Source organism: Nocardia sp. NPDC004568 (assembly GCF_040609955.1).
In the GTDB taxonomy this organism is placed as follows: domain Bacteria; phylum Actinomycetota; class Actinomycetes; order Mycobacteriales; family Mycobacteriaceae; genus Nocardia.
The window spans coordinates 67,281-78,178 of the sequence record NZ_JBEXLL010000024.1 but is presented as its reverse complement, the minus strand read 5'-3'; the positions used below and the strand labels follow the sequence as shown (position 1 = coordinate 78,178).

Sequence of the window (10,898 nt, the reverse complement as noted above, 5' to 3'; positions counted from 1 at the left end):
CCCGGCGGCGCCGGGGGTCTGCGGACACTGCGTGGTGGGTCAGTTCTCGCGCAGGGGGCGCCCCTGCGGATCCTGCACGCTGCCGGTGAGCATCATGATGCCGTCGATCAGCGGCCAGATACCACCGAAACCACAGGTGAGCCAGGTGACCGCGATCTGGGCGATCGCGATACCGGTATCGCCGATGTAGAACCGTCCCGCACCGAACGCGCCCAGGAAGATCTGCAGCAGACCCGCGGTCAGTTTCTGCTTGTCCGAGTACGGGACACCGTTCATATCCCGGCCGTAGGGCGCCTCGGGGTCCATCGGGTTGTACCCGCCGGGACCCATCGGCGGGCCGTAACCGGCCGGCGGCTGGCCGTAACCGGGAGGCGCCCCGTACTGGCCGCCCTGGGGCGGATACGGCTGCGGCTGCGACGGATAGGACTGGTAGGGCTGCGGCTGCGGCTGGGACGGGTAGCCCGGCGCACCGGGCGATTTGCTCAGGTCCGGCCCGGTTCCGGGTGGGCCGTACTGCGGTCCGCCCTGCTGGTAGGGATCGGTCATCGTTCCTCCTCGATCGGTGCCCCCGGCAGCGGAAGACAACCTGGTGTCGCCTCCCCTCCGCCACGATGCTGCCAGACGCCCGCACCGCCCGCCGAACGGAGTCCTATTTATTTCGCGGGGCGGCGGATTCGGCCGCTTCGCCGTCCTTCTCCGCCGCCGGATCATCGGATGACCCGGTCGCGGTCGCCGCCGACTCCACCGTCGCCGAACCGGACTTCGCCGCTACCGCACCGGAGTCCGCGGCACCCGATTCGTTCCGCACGGGTTCGCCGGGCGCTCCCGGCCCGGAAGACGATGCGGCGCCGGGGGTTCCGGTGTCCGCGCCCTCGTCGGCGCCCTCGGCCGCCGCACCGGCGGGGTCCTCGCTCGGCGTGCCCGTGGACTCCTCGCTCGCCGCGCCGGCGGGGTCCTCGCTCGCCACGTCTGTGGGATCCTCGTCCGCCTCGTCGGTGGGATCCTCGTCCGCCTCGTCGGTGGGATCCTCGTCCGCCTCGTCGGTGGGATCCTCGTCCGCCTCGTCGGTGGGTTCCGCGGCCGCCACCCCCGCCGCGCCGGCCGCACCCGCCGCACGCAACGCGCCCAGCTGCCACGGCCACGGCCGGGGGGCCGCGTCCGGGCTCAGCTGCTCGGGGGTTTCACGCCCCTTGGTCGCGAACAGGACATAGGCGACCGCGGCGAGGAACACCAGACCCGAAGTGAACGAGTTGATCCGGATACCCGCGATCTGCGTGGCCTCGTCGTCACGCATCAGTTCGACGAAGAACCGGCCGAAGCAGTAACCGGCCACGTAGAGGGCGAACAACCGGCCGTGACCGATCCGGAAACGCCGGTCGATCAGTACCAGCGCGACCACCACCAGCACGTTCCAGATCAGCTCGTAGAGAAAGGTGGGGTGCACGATCGAATGCACCTCGCCGGAGGAGACCCCGTTCATCATGTCGAGCCGGCCCGAGTCGTCGAACCGGAGGTAGATCTCCAGGCCCCACGGCAGATCGGTCTCCCGGCCGTAGAGTTCCTGGTTGAAGTAGTTGCCGAGCCGCCCGATGGCCTGTGCCAGCAGAATCGCGGGGGCGACGGCGTCACCGAGCGCGGGCAGCGGGATCTTGTAGATGCGGCAGGCGATCCAGGCACCGATGGCGCCGAAGAAGACAGCGCCCCAGATGCCGAGCCCACCCTGATAGATCTTGAGCGCGTCCATCGGGTTGCCGTCGGCGCCGAAGTACTTCTGCCAGTCGGTGGCGACGTGGTAGAGGCGTCCGCCGACGAGCCCGAACGGGACGGCGAAGACCGCGACGTCCAGCACGGTACCGGCTTCGCCGCCGCGGGCCTGCCAGCGTTTCTCGCCCCACCAGATGGCGACGATGATGCCGATGATGATGCAGATCGCATACGCCCGCAGGGGGAACGGCCCGATCTCCCAGACGCCCTGCGGCGGACTGGGCAGGTAGGCCAGCAGATCTGCGGCGTGCGGTACGGCGCCGCCGGTGGTCCCGGCGGTCGCGACGGTATCCGGTGCGGCGATAACGGTCACGGGGCCACCGTAGTCGAGCCGGTTATCCGAGCGAGTACGGGCTCCACCCGTGTGTCACGAGCGGCGCCCGGCTCAGGACGCGACAGCCGCCGCCCGCACGCCGCCGGCCAGCTCGCCGGTGAGGGCGCGAACCGCGTCCAGACCCTGCGCCGCCGCCGATACGAGCGCGGACCCGACGATCACGCCGTCGGCGTACGCGGCGATCTCCGCGGCCTGGGCGCCCGAGCGCACTCCCAGGCCCACACCGATCGGAATCTCGCTGTGCTCACGGATCCGGGCGCACAGCGCCGGCGCCATGGTCGAGACGGCGTCCCGGGCGCCGGTGACACCCATGGTGGACGCGGCGTAGACGAAACCGGAGCTGGCCTCGAGGGTGGAGGCCAGCCGCTCCTCGGTGGAGGACGGGGCGACCAGGAAGATCCGGTCGAGGTGATGGGCGTCGGAGGCGGCGAACCAGTCGCCGGCTTCCTCCGGGATCAGATTCGGGGTGATCAGCCCGGCACCGCCGGCCGCGGCCAGGTCGCGGGCGAACCGGTCCACACCGTATTTGAGCACCGGATTCCAGTAGGTCATCACCACGGCCTGCGCGCCCGCACTCGTCACGGCCTCGACCACGGAGAACACATCACGCACCCGGACCCCGCCGCGCAGCGCCTGATCGGCCGCGGCCTGGATGGTGGGCCCGTCCATCACCGGATCGGAATAGGCGACACCGACTTCGACGATATCGCAACCGGATTCGACCATCGCCCGCACGACCTGCCGCGATCCCGCGAGGTCCGGGTATCCGGCGGGCAGGTATCCGATGAGAGCGGCCCGGTTTTCGGCCCGGCAGGCGGCGAAGGTGGGGCCGAGTCGGGAATCGGAACTCACTGACCGTTCTCCTTGCCGGTGTCCGGATCGTCGAAGAGCCCGAACCAGCGGGCGGCGGTGTCCATATCCTTGTCACCGCGACCGGACAGGTTCACCAGGATGGTCGCGCCCTCACCGAGTTCGCGGCCGAGCTCGATCGCGCCGGCGACCGCGTGCGCCGATTCGATGGCCGGGATGATGCCCTCGGCGCGGCTCAGCAGCAGCAGGGCGTCCATCGCGGCGGTATCGGTGATCGGGAGGTACTCGGCGCGGCCGATGTCCTTCAGGAAGGCGTGCTCCGGGCCGACCCCGGGGTAGTCCAGCCCGGCGGAGATGGAATGCGAGTCGATGGTCTGACCGTCCTCGTCCTGCAGCAGGTACGAGTAGGCGCCCTGGAACGCGCCCGGGGAGCCGCCGGCGAACGTGGCCGCGTGCCGTCCGGTCTCCACACCGTCACCGGCGGCCTCGTATCCGATCAGCCGGACACCGGGGTCGTCGATGAAGGCGTGGAAGATGCCGATGGCGTTGGAGCCGCCGCCCACACAGGCGGTGACCGCGTCGGGCAGACGCCCGGTCAGCGACTGCACCTGGGCCCGGGCCTCGAGTCCGACGACCCGCTGGAAATCGCGGACCATCACCGGGAAGGGGTGGGGTCCGGCGGCGGTGCCGAAGCAGTAGTAGGTGTCGTCGGCGTTGGTGACCCAGTCGCGCAGCGCCTCGTTGATCGCGTCCTTGAGTGTCTGCGAGCCCAGGGTCACCGAGATGACCTCGGCGCCGAGCAAACGCATCCGGGCCACATTGAGCGCCTGTCGCGCGGTGTCGACGGCGCCCATGTAGACGATGCACTTCAGGCCCAGGAGCGCGCACGCGGTGGCGGTGGCGACACCGTGCTGTCCGGCGCCCGTCTCGGCGATGATCCGGGTCTTGCCCATCCGCTTGGCGAGCAGCGCCTGGCCGAGCACATTGTTGATCTTGTGTGAACCCGTGTGGTTCAGGTCCTCGCGTTTGAGCAGGATGCGCGCACCACCGGCGTGCTCGGCCAGGTTCACGCATTCGAAGACCGGCGACGGACGGCCGGTGTAGTCGCGCTGCAACCGGTCCAGTTCGGCGAGGAAGTCCGGGTCCAGCCGCGCCTTGTCGTATTCGGCGGTGACCTCCTCGATCACCGCCATCAGCGCCTCGGGCACATGCCGGCCACCGTAGACGCCGAAATGGCCGCCCGCATCGGGTTCGTGCTCGCTGCGCTGGGCCACCCCCCGGCTCGCGGCGGGCAGCGGCGCGCTGGTGGACGAGGGACCACCCGGGGCCATCATCGCCCCCGCCGGGCCGGTTTGGGGCAGGACGGGTGGGTGCCCGCGGTGACCAGTTCGGAGACCGCCGCGCGAGGGTCGCCGCTCGTGACCAGACCCTCGCCGACCAGTACCGCGTCGGCGCCCGCACCGGCGTAGGCGAGCAGATCGGCGGTACCGCGGACTCCGGATTCGGCGATCCGGATGACCTCGGTGGGCAGGCCCGGCGCGATCCGGGAGAAGCAGTCCCGATCGACCTCCAGGGTTTTGAGATTCCGGGCATTGACGCCGATGACCGTGGCACCCGCGGTGAGCGCCCGATCGGCCTCCTCCTCGGTGTGCACCTCGACCAGCGCGGTCATCCCGAGCGATTCGGTGCGGTCGATGAGCGAGGCCAGGGTGTCCTGCTCCAGCGCCGCGACGATCAGCAGGATCACATCGGCGCCGTGGGCGCGGGCCTCGTGGATCTGGTACGGGCCGACGACGAAATCCTTGCGGAGGACCGGAATGTTCACCGTGGCGCGTACCGCGTCCAGGTCGTCCAGCGATCCGTGGAAACGGCGGCCCTCGGTGAGCACGCTGATCACCCGGGCGCCACCGTCCTCGTAGGCCTTGGCGAGGCTGGCCGGATCGATGATCTCGGCGAGTGCCCCCTTGGAGGGACTGGCCCGCTTCACCTCGGCGATCACGCCGATACCGTCTTCGAGAAGGGCGGCCTTCGCATCGAGCGGCGGGGCCGCGGCGGCGGCCGCTGCCTTCACCGCCGGGAAGTCCAGCACCGCTTCCCGAGCGGCTACATCCGAGCGGACCCCGTCGAGAATCGAGTCGAGTACCGTCATCTGGCTCGAATCCTTTCTGGGGAGACGCGAGTTACTGCCTGCAGGATTCCCCCAGGCGATGTCTCACCGATGCTGAACAAGAGTAAATGGAAGCGCGCGGCGCCGTGACGCCGGGGGCGGATCACACCGCCCCGGCCGACCTGCTAGGGGGCGTCGCCGGATTCCTTCGAATCCGCTTTTCCGGCCGTACCGGGCCGGTTCTCGCCGCCTCCGGCCGCACCGGAAATGTTTCCCGAAGACTCGGAATGGGTATCGCGCGTGTCCGGTGTGTCGCCCGGCGCCGCCGACTCCGCGTCCGCGGAATCGGTCGGGTCGGCGCCGGCGTCCAGGGCATCCCACAGCACCCGTTCCGGCAGCGGCCCCCCGGCCGTCTCCTCCTGGACCGCTCGCGTCGCCGCCGCCTTACGGGTGGCGGGGGCGTCGTACTTGCCGGAGAGCTGCTTCGTACCGGCCGGCATCCGGGCCAGCAGCAACCCGGCGCCGAATGCGGCCACCGCCCCGGCCAGCGCGAGCACGGCCGCGCCCGGCGTCGTCACCAGCTCCTGGACCTGCGCCCGGCCGGGCAGCTCGGCCAGCGCCGCCGACCGCTGCTCGGTCGCCCCGGACCCGGTGAGCAGCGCCAGCGCCGGAACGGCGGTCACCGCGGCGATCAACGCCACCAGGACCCCCACCAGCCGGCGCACCCAGCCGCGGGTGGCCACCACAGCGGCGATCGCGGCGAGCAGCACGAGCGCCAGCGGAGTCAGCGCGCCGAACCAGGTGCCGCCGACGAGTTCGTCGGTCCGGGGTTCGGTGAGCCCGTCCGCCGACGTGACGGTGACCCAGGTGAGTCGCGAGGACCCCCACAGCGCGGCCGCGGCCACGGCGAGCAACCCGATCGCGGGCACCGGATACCGGCTCCCCGGCGCGGGCCCGGCCGACACGGTGAGCGGTTCCTCGTCGCCCCAGTCGAGTGGCCGCGGGGTCGCGGCGGTGCCGGACCCGTCCGGGGCCGCGCCGCGCGTATCTTCGGATTCCGGGCCGGCGGCCGGATCGCCGGCCCCCGTCATACGCCGCCCCCGGGCACCGAGGCGGCGGATTCCCGATCCCCGTCCCGGCGCGGGCCGGCCTCGGTCCCCTCGTCGAAGGCGCGCACCGTTTCGGCGGCGGCGACGGCGCGCAGTACGGCCATCGCCTTGTTGCGGGATTCGGTGTCCTCGTACTCGGCCTCGGAGTCGGCCACCACCCCGGCGCCCGCCTGCACATAGGCGGTCCCGTCCTTGAGCAGGGCGGTCCGGATGGCGATGGCGGTATCGGCGTCGCCGGCGAAATCGAGGTAGCCGACCACCCCGCCGTACACCCCACGCCGGGTGGGCTCGAGTTCCTCGATCAGCTGCATGGCACGGACCTTGGGCGCCCCGGAGAGCGTGCCCGCCGGGAAACACGCGCGCACCGCGTCCAGGGCGATCTTGCCCGGGGCGAGCCGCCCGGTGACCGTGGAGACCAGATGCATCACATGGCTGTACCGCTCGACGTGCCGGTATTCGGTGACCCGCACCGTCCCCGGGACACACACCCGGCCCAGATCGTTACGCCCGAGATCGACGAGCATGAGATGTTCGGCGTTCTCCTTCTCGTCGGCCAGCAGGCCCTTCTCGAGCAGCAGATCGTCCTCCTCGGTGGCGCCGCGCCACCGGGTACCCGCGATCGGATGTGTGGTGGCGACACCGTCCTGCACCGCCACCAGCGCCTCCGGGCTGGACCCGACGATGGAGAACGCGGTGTTGCCGTCACCGTCCGGGATGTGCAGCAGGAACATGTAGGGGCTCGGGTTGGCCGCGCGCAGCATCCGGTACAGATCGATCGGCGCGCCGCCGTAGTCCATCTCGAAGCGCTGCGACAGCACCACCTGGAACGCCTCACCGGCCTCGATCTCGGAGACCAGGCGACGCACGCCGGCACCGAACTCGTCCGGCGTACGGGCCCGCCGGAACTGCGGCTCGGGCTGATCGAACACCGAGACCGTGGAGGGGGCGGGCGCGCCGAGCGCGGCGGTCATCCGGTCCAGCCGGGCGACGGCGTCGTCGTAGGCCGCGTGGACGTTCTCCGAGGTGCCGTTCCAGTTCACCGCGTTGGCGATCAGGGTGATCGCGCCCTCGTGGTGGTCGAACGCGGCCAGGTCCGTGGCCAGCAGGAGGACCATCTCCGGTAGCCGCAGATCGTCGAGCGCGTGCTCGGGCAGCCGCTCCATACGGCGCACCGCGTCGTAGCCGAGATAACCGACCATTCCGCCGGTCAGCGGCGGCAACCCGGGTAGCCGCTCGGTACGCAGCAGTTCCAGGGTCTCGCGCAGCGCCTCGAGCGGATCGCCGCCCGAGGGCGCGCCCGCCGGGGTCGCGCCGAGCCAGGTGGCGGCGCCGTCCACGGCGGTGAGCGCGGAGGGGCTCCCCGCGCCGATGAACGACCAGCGTGACCACGATCGGCCGTTCTCCGCGGATTCGAACAGGAAGGTCCCCGCTCGGTCACCGGCCAGCTTGCGGTAGGCCGACAGCGGAGTCTCCGAATCCGCCAGCACCTTCCGGGTCACGGGGACGACCCGGTGTTCGGCGGCGAGTTCGAGGAACTGCTCGCGGGAGGTAGTCGCGGGAGTGGGCGCGCCGTGCATTCGCCCTATCATTCCAGTTCCGCTCGAAGGCCTCGCGACGCACCCCGCACGATGCGCCGTCGCAGGTACTGTCCGGGTATGAAGATCGGCTCGCCCGCCCCCTCGTTCGAACTCCCGGATCAGAGCGGCACGCTCCGCTCCCTGGACTCCCTGCTGGCCGACGGGCCACTCGCCCTGTTCTTCTACCCCGCCGCGAACACACCCGTGTGCACCGCCGAAGCCTGCCATTTCCGTGATCTCACCGCCGAATTCGCCGCGCTCGGCGCGAGTTGCGCCGGGATCAGCGCCGACGCGGTGGATGTGCAGGCCGGGTTCGCGGGAGCGCACCGACTGGAATATCCGCTGCTCTCCGACGCCGACGGCACGGTCGCCGAGCAATACGGAGTCAAACGCGGCCTGCTGGGCACATGGATGCCGGTGAAACGGCATACCTTCGTGATCGGCACCGATCGCCGCGTCCTGACCGTGATCAGCAGTGAACTGCGCGCCAGTGTGCACGCGGACAAGGCGCTGGAATTCCTCCGCGACCGCGCCGACGCCTGATCCACCGCGGGGCCCGCGGGTGCCCTGTGAATGAACTCACCTTCGTTTCCGAGATGCCACACGACCGAGCGAAGTCGTGGCAAACTCTCCATAGCCGAGCGACCACTGCCGCAATCGTCGCCGGGGTGGAGAGAAGGCGGACAAGTGACGGATTGGCTCAACCCGGTCGAAGGACGCGCCTGGCGCGCGGTGGTCGCACTGTTGAACCGCCTGCCGGGGGCTCTGGACACCGACCTGCAGCGAGAATCCGGTGTCACCCATTTCGAGTACTGGGTGCTCACGCTGCTGTCGGAGGCGCCGGACCGGCGGCTGCAGATGAGCGAACTGGCCCAAAGAGCTAACTCATCGCTATCGCGGCTGTCCCATGTGGTGTCGAAGCTCGAGCGCATGGGGTGGGCGACCCGCACGGCCGCCACCGGACGGCGCGGGGTGGTGGCCCTGCTCACCGCGGAGGGCCACCAGAAAGTGGTGGAGGCCGCACCCGGCTATATGGACGTGGTGCGCCGGCTGGTGTTCGAAGGCCTGGACGCCGAGCAGACCGCGGCCCTGGCCGGCCTGGGCGAAACCCTCACCACCCACCTGGAAACGGTACTCGGGCGATCCGGCCGGCCCACCGCCTCGGATTCGCGGCGCTGACCTACCGCCTACTCTCCGGCCAGCAGGACGTCGCTGTCGAAGCACGTATGCGTACCGGTATGGCAGGCCGCGCCCTCCTGGTCGACGATCAGCAGCACGGTGTCGCCGTCACAGTCCAGCCGCACCTCGTGGACGTACTGGGTGTGCCCGGAGGTTTCGCCCTTCACCCAGTACTGCTGCCGCGACCGCGAATAGTAGGTGGCCCGGCGGGTGGCCAGGGTGCGGGCCAGGGCATTGTCGTCCATCCAGGCCATCATCAGGACCTCGCCGGTGGCGCGCTCCTGTGCGATCGCGGCCACCAGCCCGGCCTCGTTGCGTTTGAGCCGGGCCGCGATCGCCGGATCGAGGATCTGATCCATCACCGCACCACCAGGTCCGCCGCGCGCATGGCGTCCTTGACCTGCGGAATGGTGAGGTCACCGAAGTGGAACACACTCGCGGCCAGTACGGCGTCGGCACCGGCGTGCACGGCCGGGGCGAAATGCTCCACCGCGCCCGCCCCACCCGAGGCGATGACCGGGATCGAGACCGCGGCCCGGACCGCGCCGATCATGCGCAGGTCGAAACCGGCTTTGGTGCCGTCGGCGTCCATCGAATTGAGCAGGATCTCCCCCACTCCGAGTTCGGCGCCGCGGATCGCCCATTCGACCGCGTCGATACCGGTGCCGCGGCGCCCGCCGTGCGTGGTGACCTCCCAGCCAGAGGGCGTGGGCGGCTCCCCGCCGGGCACGGTCCGGGCGTCCACCGACAGCACGATGCACTGCGACCCGAATCGCTGCGACATCTCGTGCAGCACCTCGGGTCGTGCGATGGCGGCGGTATTGACCGAGACCTTGTCGGCTCCCGCGCGCAGCAGCCGGTCCACGTCCTCGACGGTGCGGACCCCGCCGCCGACGGTGAGCGGGATGAAGATCTGCTCGGCGGTCCGGGTCACCACATCGAGCATGGTGCCGCGGTCGCCGCTGGAGGCGGTGACGTCGAGGAAGGTGAGTTCGTCGGCACCCTGGGCGTCGTAGGCCGCCGCGAGTTCCACCGGGTCACCGGCATCGCGCAGGTTCTGGAAGTTCACGCCCTTGACCACCCGCCCGGAATCGACGTCCAGGCACGGGATCACACGAGTCGCAAGAGTCACAGGTTTCCCTCCCCACCACGCGGGCCGGCCGTATCCACCCGGTCGAACACGGGGGTGTACCCGCTGCCCCGGGTCGCGGCGATCATATCCAGCAGTTCGGCGTGCACACCCGGCGCGGCCGCCAGCACCGAACCGGATTCGATGGTCCAGTCCACGCCCTCGAGGTCGGTGACCACCCCACCCGCGCACCGCACCATGAGCGCGCCGGCCGCGTTGTCCCAGGGGTGGTGACCGAAGACGATCGCACCGCCGAGCGTGCCCTCGGCGGTGAAGGCCAGGTCGATTCCGGTGGAGCCGTGCATCCGCACCCGCGAGGACAGCGCGCTCAGCGCACCGAGCACCCGATGCCGGAACAGTCCGGGCACCCGGCCGGTGGATTCGATGTTGAAGGCGCCGAAACCGATCATCGCCTCGTCCAGCACGGCCGGGGCCAGCGGCGGCTGCGGTTTACCGTCGAGCAGGAGTGGCCCGCCCACGATCGCGGCGTAGCGGCGGCCCAGCGGCGGGAACCAGGCCAGGCCGAGGACCGGTTCCCCGTCGCGGACCAGCGCCAGCAGGGTCCCGGTGAGCGGATGCCCGTTCGAATAATTGAAGGTGCCGTCGATGGGGTCCAGGACCCAGGCGGTACCGCTGGTGAGCGCGGGACCGCCGAACTCCTCACCGTGCACCTCGATACCGGTCCGCTCGACGAGCCGCGCGGAGATGGTGCGTTCGAGTTCCAGGTCGAGTGCGGTGGCGAAGTCGCGCGACCCCTTGGCCACCGCGCTCGGCGCGCCCCGGCCCTCGAGGAACCGTGCGCTCACGCCGTCGAGGACCTCGGCGGCGGTCGCCAGCAGAGCGGCCAGTTCGCTGTCTGTCCCGGTCATCGCTTCAGGCCCCGATCATC

10 protein-coding genes and 2 pseudogenes are annotated in these 10,898 nt (G+C 70.7%); 2 read left to right on the top strand and 10 right to left on the bottom strand.

Features of this window, described 5'->3' with window-relative positions; genetic code table 11:
- Positions 1-39: 39 nt before the first annotated feature.
- From ABZV91_RS14085 to ABZV91_RS14055, 7 genes and pseudogenes are all read right to left on the bottom strand, one after another.
- Positions 40-369 (bottom strand): annotated as a pseudogene (locus ABZV91_RS14085) (TM2 domain-containing protein); the annotation flags it as partial.
- A gap of 796 nt (positions 370-1,165) precedes the next feature.
- A pseudogene (gene lgt / locus ABZV91_RS14080) lies at positions 1,166-2,002 on the bottom strand (prolipoprotein diacylglyceryl transferase); the annotation flags it as partial.
- A gap of 147 nt (positions 2,003-2,149) precedes the next feature.
- A complete protein-coding gene (trpA, locus tag ABZV91_RS14075) occupies positions 2,150-2,950 on the bottom strand; it encodes a tryptophan synthase subunit alpha (RefSeq protein ID WP_355240423.1) in 801 nt (266 codons plus the stop codon).
- Positions 2,947-4,242 carry a tryptophan synthase subunit beta gene (gene trpB / locus ABZV91_RS14070; RefSeq protein WP_355240420.1) on the bottom strand — a complete coding sequence of 432 codons (1,296 nt, stop codon included), beginning with the start codon at positions 4,240-4,242 and terminating at the stop codon, positions 2,947-2,949. Before trpB ends, trpA begins: the two co-directional genes overlap by 4 nt.
- Positions 4,239-5,057: an indole-3-glycerol phosphate synthase TrpC gene (gene trpC / locus ABZV91_RS14065; protein WP_039823899.1), complete on the bottom strand. Its 819-nt coding sequence runs from the start codon at positions 5,055-5,057 to the stop codon at positions 4,239-4,241. The genes trpB and trpC overlap by 4 nt, the downstream gene beginning before the upstream one ends.
- A 143-nt stretch (positions 5,058-5,200) precedes the next feature.
- Positions 5,201-6,106, bottom strand: a complete 906-nt coding sequence (locus ABZV91_RS14060; RefSeq protein ID WP_355240417.1) for a TIGR02234 family membrane protein — start codon at positions 6,104-6,106, stop codon at positions 5,201-5,203.
- Positions 6,103-7,701 (bottom strand): anthranilate synthase component I, encoded by a 1,599-nt coding sequence (locus ABZV91_RS14055; protein WP_355240414.1) that lies wholly within the window; start codon positions 7,699-7,701, stop codon positions 6,103-6,105. Before ABZV91_RS14055 ends, ABZV91_RS14060 begins: the two co-directional genes overlap by 4 nt.
- A gap of 78 nt (positions 7,702-7,779) precedes the next feature.
- Between ABZV91_RS14055 and ABZV91_RS14050 the strand changes: the two genes are divergently transcribed.
- Together ABZV91_RS14050 and ABZV91_RS14045 are read left to right on the top strand one after the other, a co-directional pair.
- Positions 7,780-8,244: a peroxiredoxin gene (locus tag ABZV91_RS14050; RefSeq protein WP_355240411.1), complete on the top strand. Its 465-nt coding sequence runs from the start codon at positions 7,780-7,782 to the stop codon at positions 8,242-8,244.
- Positions 8,245-8,388: 144 nt separating this feature from the next.
- Complete coding sequence (locus tag ABZV91_RS14045) at positions 8,389-8,880, top strand: MarR family transcriptional regulator (RefSeq protein WP_355240408.1); 492 nt, start codon at positions 8,389-8,391, stop codon at positions 8,878-8,880.
- 8 nt (positions 8,881-8,888) lie between these two features.
- Here the strand turns inward: ABZV91_RS14045 and hisI are convergent, their stop codons facing one another.
- The 3 genes from hisI to ABZV91_RS14030 are packed head-to-tail and all read right to left on the bottom strand — an operon-like array spanning position 8,889 to position 10,878.
- Complete coding sequence (gene hisI / locus ABZV91_RS14040) at positions 8,889-9,239, bottom strand: phosphoribosyl-AMP cyclohydrolase (RefSeq protein WP_355240405.1); 351 nt, start codon at positions 9,237-9,239, stop codon at positions 8,889-8,891.
- Positions 9,239-10,012, bottom strand: coding sequence for an imidazole glycerol phosphate synthase subunit HisF (hisF, locus tag ABZV91_RS14035; protein ID WP_355240402.1), 774 nt, complete (start codon positions 10,010-10,012; stop codon positions 9,239-9,241). The genes hisI and hisF overlap by 1 nt, the downstream gene beginning before the upstream one ends.
- The gene (locus ABZV91_RS14030; RefSeq protein WP_355240399.1) at positions 10,009-10,878 is read right to left on the bottom strand and encodes an inositol monophosphatase family protein; all 870 of its coding nucleotides are present in this window, start codon (positions 10,876-10,878) and stop codon (positions 10,009-10,011) included. The genes hisF and ABZV91_RS14030 overlap by 4 nt, the downstream gene beginning before the upstream one ends.
- Between the last annotated feature and the right edge of the window lie 20 nt (positions 10,879-10,898).

Coding starts and splice junctions, on each gene's coding strand:
- trpB (WP_355240420.1), bottom strand. CDS start 4,242: ATGATGGCCCCGGGTGGTCCCTCGTCCACCAGCGCGCCGCTGCCCGCC.
- trpC (WP_039823899.1), bottom strand. CDS start 5,057: ATGACGGTACTCGACTCGATTCTCGACGGGGTCCGCTCGGATGTAGCC.
- ABZV91_RS14060 (WP_355240417.1), bottom strand. CDS start 6,106: ATGACGGGGGCCGGCGATCCGGCCGCCGGCCCGGAATCCGAAGATACG.
- ABZV91_RS14055 (WP_355240414.1), bottom strand. CDS start 7,701: ATGCACGGCGCGCCCACTCCCGCGACTACCTCCCGCGAGCAGTTCCTC.
- ABZV91_RS14050 (WP_355240411.1), top strand. CDS start 7,780: ATGAAGATCGGCTCGCCCGCCCCCTCGTTCGAACTCCCGGATCAGAGC.
- hisI (WP_355240405.1), bottom strand. CDS start 9,239: ATGGATCAGATCCTCGATCCGGCGATCGCGGCCCGGCTCAAACGCAAC.
- ABZV91_RS14030 (WP_355240399.1), bottom strand. CDS start 10,878: ATGACCGGGACAGACAGCGAACTGGCCGCTCTGCTGGCGACCGCCGCC.